We start from the raw sequence: 20,922 nt of genomic DNA on the forward strand, positions 1-20,922 counted from the left end.
GAGCTAGGCCCCGATGTGGGCCGTGACGATGTCATCGATAAGCCGCGCCGCCGCTTTGGCGGTGCGGTTATCTATGTCAAAGGTGGGATTGAGCTCGACGACGTCCACCAGGGCCAGCTTGCCCGTCCGTGCAATTGCTACGGCCATGGCGCGGATGCGCTCATAGCTAACGCCCAGCGACGCCGGGGCGGATACGCCCGGCGCGGTAGAAGCTGGCAGGACATCGAGGTCGATGGATAGGTGGACCTTGTCCTTGCCCTCGGTGGCGCGGGCGGCAAGCTCGCCGCACTCGGTCGGGGAGAGGTTAACGAGCTCTTCGTCCAGCGTGATGGCCACGCCGAGGGACTCGGCTTCGTCGAAAAGCACTGCGGTGTTATTGGGGCGGGAAATGCCCAACACGGTGTAATCGAAGTCGTCGGTGAGCTCCGAAATCTGCTTGAACGGGGTGCCGGAGGTGGCTTGGTCCGCCTGGCGTAGATCGAAGTGGGCGTCTAGGTTGATGATCGTGGTGGCGCCTACCACACGGTAGAGGCCGCGGTGGGAGCCAAAGGCAGTCTCGTGCCCGCCGCCCAGAACGATGGGGAGGGTGCCGGCTTCGACGAGTTCCTGCACTTTATCGGAGAGCGCGTCGTGGGCGCCGTCGAGGTCGTCGGCCTGGGTGGTGATCGTGCCGGCGTCGGCAAGCGCATGCTCATGGTGCACCGCCAAGGAACCGAGCGCGGAACGCAGCGCGGCCGGGCCTGCGGCTGCACCCTGGCGGCCGCCGTTGCGCAGCACGCCCTCATCGGAGGCAAACCCCAGGAGGGTTACTGGGGCGGGGGAGTCGGTGGACTGATTGATAACGCTATGCCAACGGGCATGCTCTGGGCCAGGGCCATCGGAGCGGCCGGACCATTCGGGGACGGAGGAAAATAGCGGAGCTTTTTCGGTATTCATGGTATTCAATGGTAGAGGGGGATTTACATCAGTGCAGCGATGCCGTAGGCAAACGGTGCGGCGATGATGGTGGACAAAATGACGCGCTCGAACCAGATAATGATGATGTTCTTAATGCTCAGTGGAATGTCCGTGGCCAGCACGGAAGGCACCATAGAGGAGAAGAAGAATACCTGGGAGACTGACACCATGGCGATGATAAGCCTCAGGACATCGGATTCCGCGCCGGCAACCAAGGTGGCTGGTAGGAAGAGCTCAGATAGGCCAATGGCGAGGGCTTCGGAGCCAAGGCCCGGATCCGGTACTCCCAAGATCCACAGCACTGGGTAGAACAGGTAGCCAAAATAAGTAAAGAACGGGGTGTAGAAGGCCACTACCAAGCCAAGGAAGCCCACGGACATGATGCCTGGTAGAACCTGCATGGTCATGAGCAGGCCATCGCGGAAGTTGTGCCACAGTACCTTCCAGAGCGGTGGCGAATCACGGAGAACTGCCTTGGCTTCTTCCCAGGCAGTGTGTGCCCGGCTGTCATCGACCTCGGATTCCGGGTTGGGTTCCGCGCCGGGGTAGTAATCCTCCGGGATGGTAGCGATGGGTGGAATGCGCACCATTATTACTGTCACCAGGAAGGTGACGATAAGGGTGGCTCCGAAATACATTCCCCACACACTCATAAGGTCTAGGGCGCGGGCGATGACCACCATGAATGTGGCGGAGGCGGTAGAAAATCCAGCAGCGATGATGGCTGCTTCTTTCCCGGTATATCCACCGGCCTTATACACGCGGTTGGTTACCAGCAGGCCTAGCGAGTAGCTGCCGACGAAGGAGGCCACTGCATCAATAGCTGAGCGCCCAGGCGTTTTGTACAGCGGCCGCATGATGGGCTGTACCCATACGCCCATGTACTCCATGAGGCCGAATCCAACCAGTAGGGCGAGGAAAATGGCACCCACAGGGATTAAGAGGCCTACGGGGATGACTAGTTTATTGAGGAGAAATGGACCAAGGTCTTCTTCAAAGACAAAGGCGGGGCCGAAATTAAACACCAGCATGGCCGTGATGAGCACCGCCAAGATATTCAAGAAGGCGAAGACCATGCGTGCGGCAGAGGACTTCCATGTGCCCGTGGCAAAGGGGGCGATGGCACCGGCCACGATGAGCAGCAGCACTACGTACTTGGAGCCGCCGCCTAGGGTGTCAGAAATCCAACTCACCAGGTGATCTAGCAGGATGGTGTTTTCTCCGCCGAAGGGAAAGGGGACGAAGAAGGCGAAGATGCCGAGTCCGCTATATACAAAGAATCGCCAGGTGTTTTTCACTGGAGGGGTGGAGGTTTTAGTGCGAGGATTTGTGGTGTCAGTCATGGTGTTTCCATTTCAGAATCATCCGCGCACCGGCTCAGCGAGCCATTCGGGGATATGGGCGTTGTGCTCTCCTAGTTGCGGTGCTGGCTCCGGCTGGCGGGAGCCAGTCAGACGCAGGGGAGAGCTTAAGGTAGTAAATCCATCGGATTCGGTAAAGAGAACTTCGCGTTCAGTGCCTACGTCTCCGTGCAGGGCTTCGTCAACGGAATGGACCGGCGCGGTGGGAACCCCGTGTTCTTGGAAGAGGGCGAGCGCTTGCTCGACGGTCTTGCCCCGCAGGGCGTCCTCAATAATGGAGCGGACTTCCTCGCGGCGCTCCTTGCGGGCGGGATTGGAGTTATACCGGGGGTCATCGACCATGTATTCCAAGCCCAAGGCGCGAGTCAGGCATCCGAAGAGCTTCTCATTCAAGATGGCGATGACCACCTCACCGTCATCCACACGGTAAGTACTGAAGGGGACGGTCATGGCGTGGTCGCTACCAACGGCCGTGGGTACCTCTTCTTCATACAGGTCTCGCATGGCCACCGATTCCAGGATGGACACCAAGGAATCAAACATGGCGACGTCAACGTGCTGTCCATGGCCGGTGCGATGGCGCTCCTGCAAGGCGCCGAGCGTGCCGATAGCACCATAGAGTCCGGGGATCAGATCGCCCAGACTGATGCCTACACGGGTGGGGCGCCCGCCTGGCCAGCCGGTTACAGACATGATTCCGCTCATCGCTTGTGCCACAAGGTCATAGGCAGGAGCCTTGCTCATAGAACCGCTTTGGCCAAAGCCACTGATGCTGGTGACGATGAGCTGCGGGTTGAGTTCCATAAGGGATTCTGGAGAAATGCCCAGTTTTTCCATTACGCCGGGGCGGAAGTTTTCTACCAGTACGTCGGCACGCTGCACCAACTCGCGCAACGTGTTCAAGTCTGCCTCTTCTTTGAGGTTCAAGGTGATGCCCTTCTTAGACCGGTTAAATAGCCGGTAGTAGGCGGAGTCACCTTTGAAATCTGGGCCAAAATTGCGGGAGTCATCACCCCAGGGGGTTTCGATTTTGATGACCTCGGCCCCTAAGTCAGCCAGAATCATCGAGCAAAAGGGACCTGCCAGCACGCGTGACATATCCAGCACGCGCAGGCCTTCGAGGGAGTGTGGGTGTCCGGTATCGACCATGGGGGAGCTCCTTTCCGGGGAAGTGGTTTAGACAAAGGCGGAAATGCCGGTGATGGAACGGGCAGCGACGAGTTGGTTGATATCGAAGGTGCCTTCGTAGGAGTAGATTGCTTCGGCATCGCAGAAGTGCTTGGCGGCGGTGTAGTCAGAAATGATGCCGTTTCCGCCGAGGAGTTCGCGGCCAAGTGCGGCGGACTCGCGCATCAACTTGGATACGTGTGCCTTAGCTAGTGCAGAGTGCTCGCCGCGGGTGTCTCCCCGGGCCTCCAGGCGAGTAAGGGCCGCCATCATGGATTCGGATGCGATGAGGTTGCCCAAAATGGTGGAAAGTTTGGACTGGTTAATCTGGAAGCTCGCCAGCGGCTTTCCAAATTGATTACGCTTGCCGGTGTAGTCCAAGGCAGTATCGAGCACGCCCATTTGCAGTCCTACTGCTTGCCAGCCCACTGTGGAGCGAGCGGACTTCAACACCTTGTTGGTGTCTTTAAAAGTATTGGCGTGGGCCAGCTTGTAATCATCTGGAACAAAGACGTCGTTAAGCGTGATATCGGCATTTTGCACAGCGCGAAGCGCAATGCGGTTGCGCATGAGAGTGGCTTTGTAGCCTTCCCAGGAGGTATCGACGAGGAACCCCTTGACGTGGTTGTCTTCAGGGTCACGAGCCCAAACGACGACGTAATCGGACCAGGTGGCGTTACCAATCCAACGTTTCGCACCGTTGAGGACCCACCCGCCGTCGACCTTCGTGGCGGTGGTGGACATATCTTGCGCGACGTCGGAACCGGCATCCGGCTCGGTTATGGCGAAGACGCCGGTTTTCTTTACCGCGTAGATGTCTGGGAGCCATCGCTCCTTTTGCTCCTCGGAGGCGAGAAGCTCAATGGAACCGGTGAACAGACCATCCTGGCCACTGAAAAACGTTCCGACGGAGGCATCTGCGCGGTGAATTTCCGCCGTGACTAAGCCAGCCAGCAGATGGGAGCGGCCCTGGTGGCGAACCAAGCTGATGATGTCGAGTTCTTGGATAGAGGGGAGTAGCTCGTGGGGGAATTCGCAGCGATTCCAGTAGTCGGTGGCGATGGGGCGAACCTTGTCGTGGGTCCAATCGCGGACCTTGTGGAGAATCTCAAGTTCTTCCGCGGGCAGGTCCTGCTCGAATCCGTAAAAGTCTCCGTCTGGGTAGCGGCCGGGCATAGGGTTCTCCAATCTGATAAGTTAGGCAAAACACATTCGGTGCCAGAATGTAATCTGTAACACTCTGTGTGAGTTAGACTACGGTGAGCGGAATGGGAAAGCACTAGTCGAATCGGGCGGAAAGTCTTGTATATGAGACCGTTAAGGAGTAAGTTATTTCTGTACAGTAATAGTTATTTCCATAGTGGAGGCGGGTGACCGTGGCTAAACCTCATGTTCCAGCGGCCAGAAACGTGCTCGCTATCTTGCGGCTGCTTTCCACTATTGATGTCCCAATCTCTGCCAGTCGCATCCGTACTGAACTGGACCTTCCCCGCTCGTCCACCTATCACTTGCTTAATGAAATGGTGGAATCCGGATTCGTAGTGCATATTGAGGAAAATCAAACCTACGGACTTGGTCTCGCGGCATATTCCATGGCTTCGGCTTATTCGACCCAGCAGCCCCTCGTGCGCTTGGCGACTAACCAGCTGCGCGACATTGCCACTTTCGTGGCTGGCTCCGGGCACATCGCCCGCATGTCTGGTGCTGAAATTGTCTACCTGCAAGAGGTTCGCGCGCCGGGCGCTGTGTCCCTGGTGACGGATAGGGGGGTTCGATTGCCCGCCTATAAAACTGCTTCCGGAAAGATCATGATGGCTTTTCAATCGGATAGTGAAGTGCGCGCTGCATTTTCGGATGAGGGGGCATCTGCCTATTTCGCTCCGTATAAAAAGCAGGTGGGCACCTTGCGTGCGCGCGGTTGGGCGGAGGAGAGGGAAGAGGTATCCAAGGGGCAGGCCACGGTTGCGGTGGCAGTCAAGGATCACCTCGCCCGGCCGTCGGCGGCGTTGGCGGTCACGTTTTCCATCAACGAGGAGAACCTTGCCAGGGAAGCCGTGGTGGTTGACCGGCTGGCGCTCTTGGCTGCAGAACTTTCGCGTCGCATTTATGGCAAGAAGGCGGCGGATTAACGACCGAGCCCTCGCATGGCGAAAATATGATGTAGCATACATCTATCGCGTTGGGTTGTCGCGCGACACATTTTTGATTATTAATCCCTACTCCAAGGAGTTTTTGCCATGCCTAACGCCTACCCATCCACCGTGACTGTAAATGTCGGCGCACTGAGCATCGAGGACGTCGTTGCCGTTGCCCGCTATGGGGCGAAGGTCGAGATTGCTCCAGAAGCCCTAGAAGAGGTGGCAGCTACCCGCGAGCGCGTGGAAGAACTGGCACAGGATCCCACCCCGGTCTATGGCATTTCCACCGGCTTTGGTGCGCTTGCCCGCCGCCACATTCCGGAGGAGATGCGTGCACAGCTGCAGCTTTCCTTGGTGCGCTCGCACGCTGCGGGCACCGGCCCGGAAGTGGAAGAAGAAGTCATCCGCGCACTGATGCTGCTGCGCCTGTCCACCTTGTGCACTGGCCGCACCGGCGTGCGCCCCGTAGTGGTGGAAACGTATGCCAAGGCCCTTAACGCCGGCATTGTGCCGGTGGTGCGCGAGTATGGCTCGCTGGGCTGCTCCGGCGATTTGGCGCCGCTTGCTCACTGTGCGCTGGCCCTGTTGGGCGAAGGTGAGGTGCGCGTGAACGGCGAGCTGCAGGATGCGGGCGAAGCCTTGGCCGCAGCTGGCATCGAGCCGCTGCAGCTGCGCGAGAAGGAAGGCCTAGCGCTTATCAACGGCACCGATGGCATGCTTGGCCAGCTTTGCTTGGCCATTACTGACCTGCGCGCGGCCGCAAAGACCGCCGATATTGCCACCGCCATGACCGTGGAGGGCCTGCTGGGTACCCTCGTGGTCTTTGCCGATGACCTGCAGCAGCTGCGCCCGCACCCAGGCCAGGCCGATGCCGCGGCGAATATCCTCCAGGTGGCCGAAGGCTCTGAGATCCTCGAGGCTGCGCTCGAGGAGTTCAAGAAGAACCAAGTGCAGGATGCGTACTCCGTGCGCTGCGCCCCGCAGGTAGCGGGCGGATTCCGCGATACCCTGGCCCACACCGCCCAGGTGGCCGAGCGCGAGCTGGCCGCCGCCGTGGATAACCCGGTGGTAACCAAGGACGGCCGCGTGGTCTCCAATGGCAACTTCCACGGCGCGCCGGTGGCCTATGCGCTCGACTTCCTGGCTATTGTCACCGCGGACTTGGCCTCCATTTCTGAGCGCCGCACCGACCGCTTCCTGGACCCGGCGCGCAATCGCGGCCTAAACGCCTTTCTTGCCGACGACCCCGGTGTCGACTCAGGCCACATGATCGCCCAGTACGCCCAGGCCGGCATCGTGAGCGAAATGAAGCGCCTTGCCACCCCTTCTTCGGCCGATTCCATTCCGTCTTCGGCCATGCAGGAAGACCATGTATCCATGGGATGGTCCGCCGCCCGCAAGCTGCGCAAGGCCGTCGATGGCCTGCAGCGCGTGCTCGCCGTAGAGATCCTCACCGCCGCCCGCGCCATCGACATGCGCGAGGGCACCCCGGCCAAGGGAACCGGCGCGGTGATTGAGAAGCTGCGCGAGACTGTGGAGGGCCCGGGCGTCGATCGCTACCTGTCCCCGGAAATCGAGGAGACTGTACGCCTAGTCAAGGAAGGCGCTCTTATCGACGCCGTCGAGGACGCTACTGGAAAGCTGCGTGATTAATATGTCGACCATTTCCTGGCATCCACAGACCGAACCTAACCCCTTGCCATTTTCGCCCTTTAAGGCGAGCACGGTGCCACGACCTATTGGTTGGCTTTCTAGCGTCGACGGGCAAGGTCGCGAAAACATCGCTCCCTATAGCCAGTGGCAAAACCTCACCTTCGATCCACCCATGGTGATGTTCTCTGCTAACCAGTACCCGGATGGTCGACGCAAGGACACGGTCCTCAACGCCGAGGAAACCGGCTGGTTCGTATGGAATATGGCTACCTATGACTTGCGCGAGGAAGTTAATAGGTCGGCCCAGGTACTCGAGTATGGCGAAAGCGAATGGGATCGCCTTTCCGTGACCAAGGAATATGCAGACAACCACCGCATTCCCATGGTGAAGGAATCGCCAGTGAAGTTCGAGTGCCAGTACAAGACGACCTTGCGCGTGCCAGGCAATTCCAAGGTGGGCACCATTGATCTCGTGGTGGCGGATGTCAAGACCATTCACATCGATGAATCCGTCATCGACGAGGACGGCAAGCTGGACATCCTCAAGATTAAGCCCATCGCGCGCATGGGCTACTTTGACTACACCGTGGTCACAGAGCGGTTTGAGATGCGTGTCCCCGGTTCCGATGACGCCGCGCGCGCCGGGCTAGAGGGCAGCGCGTAGCGCCTGGGCCATGGCCACCTGTCCTGCGTGGGTGGGGTGCATGGGGAAGGAATTGGTGTCCTTGCCCGTAAAGTCCACCCACGGCGAGGGGGAGCAGGCGGTGTGGTCTAGGGCGGCGTCGGCAAGCACGTAAGTAGCCCCATTGCGCTCGGCGGCCTCGCGCACCGCCTGGTTGATGCGCTCGATGGAGCCTGCCAACCATTCCCGGTCACTGGCCGGGATTTTTTCTATGTAGGGGCAGGTCTCTCCGTGCTTGATAAGGGGGAGGTAGCCGGTGGCAAGGACCTTCGCATTAGGGGAGCGGCGGTGAATCTCCTCGTAGACCTTGTCGAGCCGGCGGGGCAGATCGCGGATTTCTAAGTCAATCTGCGCGCCGGATTCCGCCTGGCAGATATCGTCCGTGGCGCACTGGGTAAGGCGCACGAAGCTGGCGTCATTGCCGCCGATGGATAGGCTCACCAGGTCGGTGTCCTCGCGCAGGGCATCCACCTGGGCGGGGTGCTCGCCGGCGGAGGAAAGCACGTCGAGGGTACTGGCGCCCTGGCAGGCAACATTGGTGAGCTCTGCGCCCATCTCCTTGGCCGCGAGCTCGGGGTAGGAATCCTGTGCGCGTACGCAGGTATTGGGCGGATCCAGTGGCAGCGTGGTCGAGCCCATGGCCGCGTAGGAATCTCCCAGCGCTACAAAGTGGGGTGGCTGCGGTTCCTCGGCGGGGGTGGAACAGGCGGCGAGGAGGGCCACGGAAAGGAGGGGGATGAACCGGCGCATGCAGGCCATCGTAGATCATTCCGCTGGTGTCTCATATACGAGACAGTTTGGGTTTGTGTGGCATGGTGCACAGGTCTAGGTCACAGTACCTTGTGACATGTGACGCTGAACAAGTCCTCGGGGACAGCCCCGGGATACCGGCCTAGGGGCTTGGGAGGGCGTCGAAAAAGCACGACGAAAGGAAGCCCATGTCTCAACCACGCGAAGTACGCGCGCCGCGCGGAACCGAACTGTCCGCCAAGTCTTGGCAGACCGAAGCGCCACTGCGCATGCTCATGAATAACCTCGACCCCGAGGTAGCTGAGCGCCCCGAGGACCTCGTAGTCTATGGCGGCACTGGCCGTGCAGCACGCAGCTGGGAAGCTTTTGACGCCATCGTAGAATCCCTCAAGGATCTCGAGTCCGATGAGACCTTGCTGGTGCAGTCCGGCAAGCCGGTGGGCATCTGGAAGACCAACGAGTGGGCACCGCGCGTGCTCATCGCTAACTCCAACCTCGTGGGAGACTGGGCTAACTGGGAGCACTTCCGCAAGCTCGAGGACGAGGGCCTCATGATGTACGGCCAGATGACGGCCGGCTCCTGGATCTACATCGCCACCCAGGGAATCCTGCAGGGCACCTTCGAGACCTTCGCGGCCGTGGCCAAGAAGCGCTTCGGCGGCAGCCTGGCCGGCACCTTCACCCTGACCGGTGGCTGCGGTGGCATGGGCGGCGCACAGCCGCTGTCCGTCACCCTTAACGGCGGCGCCTGCCTCATCGTGGACGTGGACGAGACCCGCCTGAAGCGCCGCCAGCACAAGCGCTACCTGGATGAGGTTGTCACCGACCTCGATGAGGCCCTCAAGCTGGTCCTCGACGCCAAGGAAAACAAGAAGCCGCTGTCTGTCGGCCTGGTAGGCAACGCTGCCGAGGTCTTCCCGGAGATTCTGCGTCGCCAGCGCGCCGGGGAATTTACCGTGGACATCGTTACGGACCAGACCTCCGCACATGACCCGCTGTCCTACCTTCCTTCTGAAATCACCATGGAAGATTGGCACAACGAGGCCAAGGCGGACCCGACCACCTTTACCAAGAAGGCCCGCGAGTCCATGGCTGCCCAGGTCCAGGCCATGGTCGAGTTCCAGGATGAGGGTGCCGAGGTCTTTGACTACGGCAACTCCATCCGCGATGAGGCCCGCAAGGCCGGCTACCAGCGCGCCTTCGAGTTCCCCGGCTTCGTTCCGGCCTATATCCGCCCGCTCTTCTGCGAGGGCCTGGGCCCCTTCCGCTGGGCCGCGCTTTCCGGCGACCCAGAGGACATTAAGGTCACCGACCAAGCCCTCAAGGAACTCTTCCCGGACAACGAGCACCTGCACAATTGGCTCGATGCCGCTGAGGAGTACGTCGAGTTCGAGGGTCTGCCGGCACGCATTTGCTGGCTGGGCTACAACGAGCGCCACAAGGCCGGCCTGCTTTTCAACGACCTCGTGCGCGAGGGCAAGATCAAGGCGCCGATCGTCATTGGCCGTGACCACCTGGATTCTGGCTCCGTGGCCTCCCCGTACCGCGAAACCGAGGCCATGCTTGATGGCACCGATGCCGTGGCTGACTGGCCGCTGCTCAATGCCATGACCGCCGTATCTTCCGGCGCTACCTGGGTTTCCCTCCACCACGGCGGTGGCGTGGGCATGGGCCGCTCCATCCACGCCGGCCAGGTTACCGTTGCAGACGGCACCGAGCTCGCCGCGGCCAAGCTGCGCGCGGTGCTCACCAATGACCCGGGCATGGGCGTTATCCGCCACGTCGATTCCGGCTACACTCGCGCGAAGGAGGTCGCCGACGAGCGCGGCGTCCGCATTCCGATGGAATTCAAGGCAAGGGACTAGATGAGCACACTTTTTACCGGCATTTCAGAACTCCGTACGGTCAGCGAGCGTGGCACGCTTAACGACGCCGCCATTATCGCCCAATCCGGCACCATCGCCTGGGTCGGCCCAGCCTCCGAGGCACCGGCCGCCGACGAGAAGGTGGACTTGGGCGGCCGCGCCGTCCTGCCCGGCTGGGTAGATTCGCACACCCACATGGTCTTTGACGGTGACCGCTCCGCCGAATTCGAGGCCCGCATCTCCGGCGGTTCCTATGAGGCAGGCGGCATCGCCGTGACCATGGACGCTACCCGCCAGGCCGGCACCGACCGCCTGGACAAGCTGGTGGCGGACCGCGTGGCCGCCGGCCGCCGCGGTGGCACCACCACCTTCGAGACCAAGACGGGCTACGGCCTAAATACCGAGTCCGAGGTGGAGGCCGCCAAGGTAGCCTCCCGCCACGTCGATGACGTGACCTTCTTGGGCGCGCACCTGGTCCCGCCGGGAGCGGACGCGGAGGAGTACCTTGACGAGGTCGTTGGCCCCATGCTCGAGGGCGTTGCTCCCTACGTGCAGTGGATCGACGTCTTCTGTGAGCGCGGTGCCTTCAACGAGGAACAATCCCGCCGCGTGCTGGAGGCCGGTAAGAAGTGGGGCCTTGGCCTGCGCGTGCACGGCAACCAGCTGGGCGAGGGCCCAGGCGTTGCCCTTGCCGTCGAACTGGGCGCCGCCTCGGTAGACCACGTCAACCACTTGAGCGACGAGGACGTCGAGCTGCTGGCCAATTCCGATACCGTGGCCACCATGCTGCCGGCCTGTGACCTGTCGACTCGCGAGCCGCTCGCCCCAGGCCGCGCGCTTCTCGACGCCGGCGCCACCCTCGCCATCGCCTCCAACCTCAACCCCGGCACGTCCTATACCTCCTCGATGAACTACTGCGTGACCACCGCGGTCCTGCAGCAGCACCTCTCCGTCGATGAGGCCATCCACGCCGCCACCACCGGCGGAGCGACCGCCCTGCGCCGCCACAACGTTGGCAACGGCCTCGACCCGCAGGGCCGCCCCGCGAAGGGCACCATCGTGGAGGGCGCCGCCGCGGACCTGCATGTGCTCGACGCCCCCAGCGCCGTGCACTTGGCCTACCGGCCGGGCATGCCACTGAGCTACCGCACTTTCGTCGCGGGCGCTTAGGATATGGAGTTTGGGGCGGCAATCGCGTAGGGTTGGTGAAGCAATGAGCATTACCGATAACGCCACCGGCGGCGTCAACGAGCCGGAAGATTTTAATAAGTCGGAATCTCAGGACAACTCGCAAGGTGTCACCAAGGACACCAGGGCTGCGAATACTTCTGAGGACACCGGCGCTGAGTCCCAAGATTCAGCCAACGACAACTCCCAGGGGTTCGCGCATCTTGGCCTGCCAGAGAAAATTCTGGAGGCCGTTGCGAAAGTAGGCTTCACCAAGCCGTCCCCCATTCAGGAAGAAACCATCCCGATCTTGATGGAAGGCCGCGACGTCGTCGGCCTCGCCCAGACCGGTACCGGCAAGACCGCAGCCTTTGCGCTGCCGGTTCTGTCGCAGATTGACACCAAGGCCCGCCATCCGCAGGCACTCGTGCTCGCCCCAACCCGCGAGCTGGCCCTGCAGGTGGCGGACTCCTTCCAGTCCTTCGCTGAGTCCCTCAAGGGCGTCGAGGTGCTGCCTATCTACGGTGGCCAAGCCTATGGCATTCAGCTATCCGGTCTGCGCCGCGGTGCGCAGGTCATCGTGGGTACCCCGGGGCGCGTCATCGACCACCTGGAGAAGGGCTCGCTAGACCTGTCCCAGCTGCAGTTCCTCGTTCTCGATGAGGCCGATGAGATGCTGAACATGGGCTTCCAAGAAGACGTCGAGCGCATCCTGGAGGACACCCCGGATCGCAAGCAGGTGGCGCTTTTCTCGGCCACCATGCCGAACGCTATCCGACGCCTGTCTAAGCAGTACCTCGACAACCCCGCCGAGGTCACGGTGAAGTCCGAGCGCCGCACCAATGACAACATCACGCAGCGCTTCCTCCTCATTCCGCACCGCGCAAAGATGGATGCCTTCACCCGCATCCTCGAGGTCATCAATTACGACGCCATCATCGTCTTCTGCCGCACCAAGCACGAGACCGAAGAAGTGGCCGAGACCCTGCGTGACCGCGGTTTCAGCGCCGCCGCCATCAACGGCGATATTGCGCAGGCGCAGCGTGAGCGCACCGTTGATCAGCTCAAGGATGGCCGCCTAGACATCCTCGTGGCTACCGACGTTGCCGCCCGTGGCCTCGACGTTGAGCGCATCACGCACGTGGTCAACTTCGATATCCCGAACGATACCGAGTCCTACGTGCACCGCATCGGCCGCACCGGCCGCGCAGGCCGCTCCGGCGAAGCCATCCTGTTCGTCACCCCGCGCGAGCGCCGCATGCTGCGCTCCATCGAGCGCGTGACCAACGCCCGTCTGGAAGAGATGGAACTGCCGTCCGTCGATGAGGTCAATGAAAAGCGCAAGGAAAAGTTCGCGCAGTCCATTACCAACTCCATGGACAATAAGCAGGCGGACTTCTTCCGCACCTTGGTGCGCAAGTACTCCGAGGACAATAACGCGGCCATGGATGACATCGCTGCAGCCCTCGCCGTCATGCTGCAGGGTGGCAAGAACTTCCTGATGGAAGACAAGCCGCTTCCTAAGCCGAAGCGTGACCGCGACCGCCGCGACGATCGCAAGCGCGATTTCAAGGGCGGCGGCAAGGGCCGTGGCCCCAAGCGGCCGGACGGAGACTTTGAGACGTACCGACTGGACGTCGGCAAGCGGCAAAATGTGCGACCAGGAGCCATCGTCGGTGCTATTGCCAACGAGGGTGGCCTGTCTGCCAAGGACTTCGGCCGCATCACCATCGCGGTGGGCCACACCCTGGTTGACCTGCCAAAGAACCTCGACCCGGCAGTGCTGGACCGCCTGAAGGATACCCGCATTTCCGGCCAGCTGATCAAGATTCAAAAGGACACCGGCCGCCCGCCACGCCGTGATCACGGCGGCGGACGCAAGCGCGGTGGACGCTGGCGCGATTAGCATTTTCGACTCAATGGGCCTCTTCGGAGGCCCATTTTTTCGTGCCCTTTGACCTGCAGTTTTACTATAAACGGGGGTAGTGTGTCGGAAGGGTTTTGTATACTGAAAGCGAAAACATGTTCTAGAGAAACTTCTGCGGGGGAAGTCCATGAATGCGCCCTACTTTGCCAATACCAATCCAGCAAATTCCACCTCACAAGCAGCAACAGACATTCGCAAGGCCGAATACCTCCTCTGGAAGCGCCTACATCCAGACCCGGATGACGATATCGAAATAATTAGCCAATCACTGTCGGATCTCACCGGAACACGGCAGTCCCGAATTAGAAATATCATTTTCGCCTTTGAGCGATTGCAGGAGCTGCCGCGCCTTAAAGCCCGGCAGGAAGAGCACTATCACTTAGATTTAGACCGCTTAATCACTATTGACCAGACTCTCTCCAAGTTGGGAGAGATTGACACCGAACAATGCCTGCTTATCGACGCCGAATTAACCACCTACCTCACCCCCAAACGCCCCAACCAAAAATTGCCGTCCCATCGCAACCTGCGGCGAAAGCTTCGGGAGCTCATTGTCCGCCTTGATCCGACCATCGCCGCACGCGACCCACGGCGCAAGGAGTCCTATCACCTCGAGCCTACGGGCGGGGAGTGGGCCGCAGTGTGCCTAGACGTGGGCTTAGAGACTGCCGAAATCATCGACCGAAATATTCGCGGTGTGGCCACGGAGAAGGACATTTCCTTGGCCCAGGCTGCGGTCGAGTTGCTCACCGGCGAGGCCGAAGCCAAGGCGAAGGTGGTGCTCAATATGTACCGCTGCGATCTGCCGGATGCTCCCGCCTTCGTCCAAAGCTTGGGTTGGGTTTCGCCGGAGGTGGCCGATGACATGCAATCGCGGGCCGCGACCGTGCGCGACATGGAGAAGGCGGCAGAAGATGAAAGCGGAAACTACGTCACACCGCCGCATATTCGCGCCTTTGTGGAAGGGCTCGATGGAACCTGCCGGTGGCCCGGATGTACGCGGCCGGCGATGGCTTCCCAGATGGACCACCGGCATGACTTCGCTGACGGAGGACCTACTTCGGCGGCAAACTTGACCTGCCTGTGTCAACATCACCACAACATCAAGACTGATGGGCGGGCGTTTTATATCAAGGACCCGATTAGCGGGGACGTCGTCTGGCTCTTTGAAGATTCGACTTGGGTCTATGACGAAGCCAGCGGGCCGCTCGCGCCGAAGAATCGGAGGTGGGCCCAGACTGTGGCGCAGGCGACGCGGCGGCGTCGAGAAAATGCGCACGAAGATGCGCAAAAGCTGAAGGAAGAGCTAGAAAACGAGAAAAGGGACAGTGAAGGCACTGTCCCAGAGGAGTAAATGGCTTTCTAGAAGGCCACTTAGAAGTTGACGTACATCAGGATGAGGCAGATGATCCACAGAAGGTTGAATACGCCGCCGAATGCGGACAGTGGCTTCTTAGCTGCCGCGTAGTCGAAGGATTCAGTGGACTCGAGGGCGGCCATCGCCTTCTTCTGCTTTGGCAGAATGACGAAGAAGAGCAGGCACCATGCGATGATGGCAACCAAGATGGCGATGTGGAAGTTCACTTCGGACTTGTAAGCGCTGATATCGGAAAGGAATACGCCGAGGCCGAGGATAGGCACGATGGCAGAGATGTAGCCGTAGGTATTGGTGATGTTGTGCAGGACGCGAGCGGAGCCGAGCGCCGCGTGGTCACCCTGTGCTGCCTTGGCCATTTGGGTCTGGAAGCTAGAGGTGGATACGCATACTGGGCCGATCAATAGAATGGCTGCGGCCACGTGGAGGAATACAAGGAAAGAAGTCATTGAAAGAACCCTTCAATCGCGGAAAGTTGCCACGTCAACCCTAATCAACTTCCGGTGAGTACGGCTAACCGACATTGCCTTTGCATCACCCGCACGTCCTTGGAAGGCAGGGGAAGGGAGTACTTTCGGGCGATGTCGGCGAGTCGGCGGGAGTAGTCGCAGCGGTTGGCGGGAGGTAGCCATTCCGCGGGGAGGGCGTCTGACTTTTCTTGGTTGAGCTCACGGCTGGTAGCTACGAGATTGAGCGGGTCGTTGCCAAAGCGGACCTTGGTTTCGCGGTCCCACTCGGAAGCGCCAAGGTCATAGGCCGCGGAGAGGGGAAAGATGTGGTCGATCTCAATGGGAGAGGTAGCGGGAATGGTGGTGCCACTATAGGGGTCATAAAGAGTTCCGCTGCGGGCGTGGCAGGAGTGGAGGGGATCGCTGGATTGGCTTTCTAGAATGACCTCGCGGGTGGTGCAGGCGCCGTGGGGTTGCCAGATGCCGAAGTCTTCGCGGTTGTAGCCGGTAGCTTCGGGGCGGGAGGGCAGCGTGGTGACGTCAAAATGCGGAAAAGGCCACGCATACCATGCGCCGATGAGGACGGTGATGCATGATAGCGCGGCCAGGTAATAGGACTTCATGTCCTATTGGACTGCGAGGGGCCCGCGTTGGTTCCGATTACTTATCAGTGACCTTTTCTGCGGCTTCCTCAAAGTCGAGGTCGGAGTTATTTTCCACGAGCTTGGCCAGCTTGGTGGCCTCTTCAAACTCGGCAACAACCTCCGGCTGTGGTTCCTTGGTGAGCTTGGTGACTACGACGGCCACGAGGAGGGCCAGGAAGAAGCCTGGGACCATCTCATAGAGGACGTCGGAAAGCGGGGACATGCCCCAGCCAATGGCCACGACGGCGCCGGTTAGCATGCCGGCAATCGCGCCGGTGGAATTGAAGCGCTTCCAGTACAGGGACAGCAGAACGATGGGGCCGAAGGCGGAACCGAAGCCTGCCCAGGCGAAGCCAACCAGGCCGAGGATGGAATCGGACGGGTTGATAGCCAGCAGGGCGGCGATGACCGCGATGGCAACGATGGCCGTGCGGGAGAGGTTGATGAGGACCTGCTCGCTGGGCTTCTTCTTAGCAAAGATGAGGAAGAGGTCCTCGATGAGGGAAGTAGAGACGACGAGCATCTGGGACGACATGGTGGACATGATGGCGGCCAGAACCGCGGTCAGGACGAAGCCGGCGGGCAGTGGGTGCATCATGGCCTGAGCCATATCCAGGAAGATGGTTTCGAAGTTGTCCTGGTCGGTGATGCTGTGGCCGGTCTGAGTGAAGTAAACGGTGCCAGAGAGAGCGACGAAGATGGCGCCGATGACGGACAGGCCCATCCAGGTAACGCCGTAGAAGCGGCCCTGGCGGGCGTCGGAAGGCTTACGCAGCGCCATGAAGCGGACCACGATGTGTGGCTGGCCAAAGTAGCCCAGGCCCCAGGCCAGGTTGCCGATGATGACGCCAGCGGAAACACCGGCGAACATGGAGAAGAAGTTGTCATTTTCCACTACGCCATCGGTGCCGTAGGCATTATTACTGGCGAAAGAGAAGATGGAGGCAGGATCGCTGAGAGAGACGATTGCCATAATTGGCACGATCATCAGGGCGACGAACATAAGCACGCCCTGGACGACGTCCGTGTAGGACACCGCCAAGAAGCCGCCGACGAAGGTGTAGAAGATGGTCACCGCGGCGATGACGAGCATGCCGGTGAGGTAGTCGCCACCGAAGGTGGACTCGAAGTAGCGGCCGCCGGAGACCATGCCGGAGGAGACGTAGAAGGTAAAGAAGAAGATGATGATGGCTGCGGAGATGATGCGCAGCAGGCGGGACTTATCGTGCAGGCGGTTTTCAAAGAAGGACGGCACGGTAATGGAGTTGGCCGCGATCTCCGAGTAGGAGCGCAGGCGCGGTGCGACCCACTTCCAGTTTGCCCAGCAGCCGACGAGCAGGCCGATGGCCATCCATAGCTCGGACATGCCGGAGAGGAAGAGCGCGCCAGGCAGGCCCATGAGGAGCCAGCCGGACATATCGGAAGCGCCTGCGGAGAGAGCCGCTACGAATGGGTGCAGGCCACGGCCGCCCAAAACATAATCGTCATATTGATCGGTTTGCTTGTAGCTCCAATAGCCAATGGCTGCCATTGCGAGGAGATACACGATCATCGCAATGACGTACCAAGTTGAATCTTGCACGTTTTACTCCTTGTAGATGTGTGATGACATTCTCACGTTAACGGGGTCACAAGGTTAACCCAAGCGAAAATACAGGTGTGGCGCAGATCTCCGTTTCGATTTTCTGTCGTTCAACTGGGAAAAGGGTGGAACATAACGAGCCTGTAACAAAACCAAAAGGGGCTGCTATGCTGGCGGCTATGGCTTCTTACCTCGTGCATGGACTGTGGCTCCCCGTTACGGGACTAGGTCTATGGATTGAACAGGTAGAAGGACACAAGATCGTCATGCCCAATGCCGTTCCTGAGGGCACCTTCCCGCCAGCGGTGGAGTCCATCTTGGCGAAGAAATCCTTCCGCAATCGAGCGCGGGTATCGCTGCGAACGCCAAAGGGCAAGGATGTCTCCCTGATGGTGCCCATGGCGATGTTCGGACCCGAAGAGGCCGTGGCGGCGCTTGCCCAAATGGAGCACCTGAACCACAAGCCGCCCGCCACCATTGCGCCCGACCTCCAGTGGCTGATCCATGCCTACAGCGGGCTGTGCAAGTTCGTGCGCGCTGGCCGCGTGACCTTCCGGCTGGCTTACCAGGCCAATGAGTGGTTCCCCATGTGGCAGCTGGCCTCGGGCTTGGGCGAGCGCGGTTGGCTCGCGGAGATGATGGCGGCCGCGCCGGGCATCTTGCACGTGAATAATCGGGCGCTCTCGGATGATATGGCCGATGAGCTCACCCACTGGATTGCCTTTCGCGAGCTGCGGCCCGTGGCGGAGGCTCCGCGCCCGATGCCGTGGCACGAGTTTGCCCGCGCCCTGCTCGATACGCGGCCGATCCGGCGAGGGCGCTCGCAGCTGCTGCGCGGGCTCAATGAGTGGAAGAATTCCATCTACGAGGTAGAACTCCAGCTGGTCTACATCGTGGAGGAGCCGCTTGACGTTGACCCGGATACAGCCAAGTGGCCAGTGCGCGTGCGGGTGCGCTCGGGCACGGATTCTCCGCGGCCGGTGTCGGCGCAGAGTTTGGATCGGGCGAGTGTGGAAAAGCTGCGCGAGGCCCACCGCAAAGCCGTGCGCATCGCACCCACGCTGGGGGAGACCGCGCAGCTGCCACAGCCTGGCGACGGCGACTGGGACGTCTACCTTGAAACCCACCAGCTCACCCATTTTATTACCCACGAAGTAGATAAGCTCAAGGCCAGCGGCGTGACCGTCATGCTGCCCAAAGCATGGGCGCAGATGGAGACTAAGGCCAAGTTGGAAACCCACGAGGCCCGCGATCCGGCCGAGGCCGCCACGAAGAAGCACATCGGCATGAATAAGCTGGTGGACTATAACTGGCGCATGTCCGTGGGCGATGTGGAGCTGACCGAGGAAGAGATGGAGGACCTGGTCAATTCCAAGTCCGGCCTCATTCAGCTACGTGGCAAGTGGGTCATGGCCGATAAGCAGGTCGTCTCCCAAGTCTCCGGCTACATGGACGCGCTGCGGGAGAAAGCCATCGCGCGCAAGAAGAAGGAGCTCGAGCAGCTAGCCGCCTCCGCGGAGATGGCTAAGCAGCTCGACGAGCCGGGGTGGCAAGCCCTGATGGCGGACGTGGAGCGCCGCCGCCAAGAATTCAACGAGGGCGGCGAGGAGCACGAGCAGGTCACCGTGGCCGAGCTGCGCGAGCTGGCGCTAGAGTCCATGACCCAAGAGCCCATTGAGTTCACCGGCAGCACCTGGCACACGGCGCTGCTCGGCGGGGTGGATAAGGTTGCCCCGGAGCGCGTGGAGATTCCCGCCTCCGTCCATGCGGAGCTGCGCGAGTACCAGCGCCGTGGCGTCGACTGGCTGTATTGGATGTCGCGCAGTGGCATAGGGGCAGTGCTTGCCGACGACATGGGACTCGGCAAAACCCTCCAACTACTGACCCTCCTCGCAGTGGAGAAGGACCGCGGTGAGCAGACCGGACCCACGCTCGTGGTGGCACCAACGTCCGTGGTGGGCAACTGGGCCCGCGAGGCCCAGCGCTTCGTCCCAGACTTCAAGGTCATGGTGCAGCACGGTCCCAGTCGCCCGCGCGGGGAGGACTTTGCCCAGGCTGCCGCCACATCCGACCTCGTGATTACCACCTACGGCACCGTGGGCCGCGACTTTAATGACATGGGCGAAGTCGGCTGGCAGCGCGTCGTCCTCGATGAGGCCCAGGCGATTAAGAACTCCGCGACGCGCTCGTCCAAGGCCGTGCGCTCGCTGCCCTCGGAACACCGCGTGGCGCTAACCGGCACCCCGGTGGAAAATCGCCTCTCGGAGATGCGCTCCATCCTGGATTTCTGCAATCCCGGCGTGCTGGGCACCGCCTCCTTCTTCCGCAATCACTTTGCTAAGGCCATCGAGCGCAATAATGACGAGGAAATGTCCGAGCGCCTGCGCCAACTCACCGCGCCGTTTATCCTCCGCCGCGTCAAGACGGACCCGAATATCATCGATGACCTGCCGGAAAAGTCCGAGCAGATCCTCACCGTATCCATGACCACCGAGCAGGCCGCCCTGTATAAGGCACTGGTCAACCAAGTGAAAAAGGACCTGCAGGAGGCGACGGGCATCAACAAGCGCGGGCTGGTGCTGGCCTCGCTGACCCGCATTAAGCAGATTTGTAATCACCCCGCGCACTACCTGGGCGATAACTCGCCGGTGACGCTCAAGGGCAAGCACCGCTCTGGCAAGGTCAAAGAGCTCATGCGCATCGTGGATGAGGCCACCGAATCCGGCGAGCGACTCCTGGTGTTTACCCAGTACAAGGCCTTTGGCGATATCCTGCAGCCGTACTTAAGCGACCAGCTCGGCCGCGAGATCCCCTTCCTCCACGGCGGGGTAAGCAAGAATAAGCGCGACCAGATGGTGGAGGATTTCCAGTCCGAGGACGGCCCACCGGCGATGATCCTATCGCTCAAGGCGGGCGGCACCGGCCTGAACCTCACGGCCGCCTCTATCGTCGTGCACATGGACCGCTGGTGGAATCCGGCGGTGGAAAACCAGGCGACGGACCGTGCCTTCCGCATTGGCCAGCGCCGCAATGTGCAGGTGTATAAGATGATCACCGCAGGTACGCTGGAGGAATCCATCCAGGATATCTTGGACGGTAAGACGCAGCTAGCCGGCGCCGTGGTGGGCGAAGGCGAAGGCTGGCTCACGGAGCTAGACCCAGATCAGCTGGCCGCACTCATGAGCTACCGGGGGAGGGAGTAATC

General features: G+C 60.8%; 16 protein-coding genes. 8 read left to right on the forward strand and 8 right to left on the reverse strand.

Annotated elements, in window-relative coordinates; genetic code table 11:
• Positions 1-3: 3 nt before the first annotated feature.
• Genes hutG through RAE09_RS03975 form a run of 4 tightly spaced genes read right to left on the reverse strand, consistent with a single transcriptional unit; the run spans position 4 to position 4,661 of the window.
• Positions 4-936: a formimidoylglutamase gene (hutG, locus tag RAE09_RS03960; RefSeq protein ID WP_316981015.1), complete on the reverse strand. Its 933-nt coding sequence runs from the start codon at positions 934-936 to the stop codon at positions 4-6.
• Between the two features lie 23 nt (positions 937-959).
• Complete coding sequence (locus RAE09_RS03965; RefSeq protein ID WP_316981016.1) at positions 960-2,300, reverse strand: YjiH family protein; 1,341 nt, start codon at positions 2,298-2,300, stop codon at positions 960-962.
• 18 nt (positions 2,301-2,318) lie between these two features.
• Positions 2,319-3,467, reverse strand: coding sequence for a CaiB/BaiF CoA transferase family protein (locus tag RAE09_RS03970; protein ID WP_316981017.1), 1,149 nt, complete (start codon positions 3,465-3,467; stop codon positions 2,319-2,321).
• 27 nt (positions 3,468-3,494) lie between these two features.
• Complete coding sequence (locus RAE09_RS03975) at positions 3,495-4,661, reverse strand: acyl-CoA dehydrogenase family protein (protein WP_316981018.1); 1,167 nt, start codon at positions 4,659-4,661, stop codon at positions 3,495-3,497.
• Between the two features lie 200 nt (positions 4,662-4,861).
• Between RAE09_RS03975 and RAE09_RS03980 the strand changes: the two genes are divergently transcribed.
• The 3 genes from RAE09_RS03980 to RAE09_RS03990 all read left to right on the forward strand — a co-directional run bounded on the left by RAE09_RS03980 (position 4,862) and on the right by RAE09_RS03990 (position 7,940).
• The gene (locus RAE09_RS03980; protein WP_316981019.1) at positions 4,862-5,614 is read left to right on the forward strand and encodes an IclR family transcriptional regulator; all 753 of its coding nucleotides are present in this window, start codon (positions 4,862-4,864) and stop codon (positions 5,612-5,614) included.
• 108 nt (positions 5,615-5,722) lie between these two features.
• Entirely contained in the window at positions 5,723-7,276 is a 1,554-nt protein-coding gene (gene hutH, locus RAE09_RS03985) for a histidine ammonia-lyase (RefSeq protein ID WP_316981020.1), read from the forward strand.
• A 73-nt stretch (positions 7,277-7,349) separates the two neighbouring features.
• Positions 7,350-7,940, forward strand: coding sequence for a flavin reductase family protein (locus tag RAE09_RS03990; RefSeq protein WP_316981021.1), 591 nt, complete (start codon positions 7,350-7,352; stop codon positions 7,938-7,940).
• Here the strand turns inward: RAE09_RS03990 and RAE09_RS03995 are convergent.
• Positions 7,923-8,708 carry an SGNH/GDSL hydrolase family protein gene (locus tag RAE09_RS03995; protein ID WP_316981022.1) on the reverse strand — a complete coding sequence of 262 codons (786 nt, stop codon included), beginning with the start codon at positions 8,706-8,708 and terminating at the stop codon, positions 7,923-7,925. The two genes, RAE09_RS03990 and RAE09_RS03995, sit on opposite strands and share 18 nt — an antisense overlap.
• Positions 8,709-8,896: 188 nt before the next feature.
• Between RAE09_RS03995 and hutU the strand changes: the two genes are divergently transcribed.
• The 4 genes from hutU (at position 8,897) to RAE09_RS04015 (ending at position 15,021) form a co-directional block, all read left to right on the forward strand.
• Positions 8,897-10,573, forward strand: a complete 1,677-nt coding sequence (hutU, locus tag RAE09_RS04000; protein ID WP_179386344.1) for a urocanate hydratase — start codon at positions 8,897-8,899, stop codon at positions 10,571-10,573.
• Positions 10,574-11,743 carry an imidazolonepropionase gene (gene hutI, locus RAE09_RS04005; RefSeq protein WP_316981023.1) on the forward strand — a complete coding sequence of 390 codons (1,170 nt, stop codon included), beginning with the start codon at positions 10,574-10,576 and terminating at the stop codon, positions 11,741-11,743.
• A 43-nt stretch (positions 11,744-11,786) separates the two neighbouring features.
• Positions 11,787-13,646 (forward strand): DEAD/DEAH box helicase, encoded by a 1,860-nt coding sequence (locus tag RAE09_RS04010; protein ID WP_239235734.1) that lies wholly within the window; start codon positions 11,787-11,789, stop codon positions 13,644-13,646.
• A gap of 148 nt (positions 13,647-13,794) precedes the next feature.
• On the forward strand, positions 13,795-15,021 hold the full coding sequence (locus RAE09_RS04015; RefSeq protein ID WP_316981024.1) for an HNH endonuclease signature motif containing protein: 1,227 nt from the start codon (positions 13,795-13,797) through the stop codon (positions 15,019-15,021).
• Positions 15,022-15,041: 20 nt separating this feature from the next.
• Here RAE09_RS04015 and RAE09_RS04020 read toward each other — a convergent pair whose 3' ends face one another.
• From RAE09_RS04020 to putP, 3 genes are read right to left on the reverse strand one after another with little or no spacing between them, the layout of a single operon-like run.
• Entirely contained in the window at positions 15,042-15,491 is a 450-nt protein-coding gene (locus tag RAE09_RS04020) for a hypothetical protein (RefSeq protein ID WP_005327587.1), read from the reverse strand.
• A gap of 44 nt (positions 15,492-15,535) precedes the next feature.
• Complete coding sequence (locus tag RAE09_RS04025) at positions 15,536-16,114, reverse strand: HNH endonuclease family protein (protein WP_316981025.1); 579 nt, start codon at positions 16,112-16,114, stop codon at positions 15,536-15,538.
• Positions 16,115-16,151: 37 nt separating this feature from the next.
• Positions 16,152-17,717: a sodium/proline symporter PutP gene (gene putP, locus RAE09_RS04030; protein ID WP_316981026.1), complete on the reverse strand. Its 1,566-nt coding sequence runs from the start codon at positions 17,715-17,717 to the stop codon at positions 16,152-16,154.
• Between the two features lie 167 nt (positions 17,718-17,884).
• Here putP and RAE09_RS04035 point away from each other — a divergent pair, with 167 nt between their 5' ends.
• The gene (locus tag RAE09_RS04035; RefSeq protein WP_316981027.1) at positions 17,885-20,920 is read left to right on the forward strand and encodes a DEAD/DEAH box helicase; all 3,036 of its coding nucleotides are present in this window, start codon (positions 17,885-17,887) and stop codon (positions 20,918-20,920) included.
• Positions 20,921-20,922 lie beyond the last annotated feature (2 nt).

Source organism: Corynebacterium tuberculostearicum (assembly GCF_032821615.1).
In the GTDB taxonomy this organism is placed as follows: Bacteria; Actinomycetota; Actinomycetes; order Mycobacteriales; family Mycobacteriaceae; genus Corynebacterium; species Corynebacterium tuberculostearicum_H.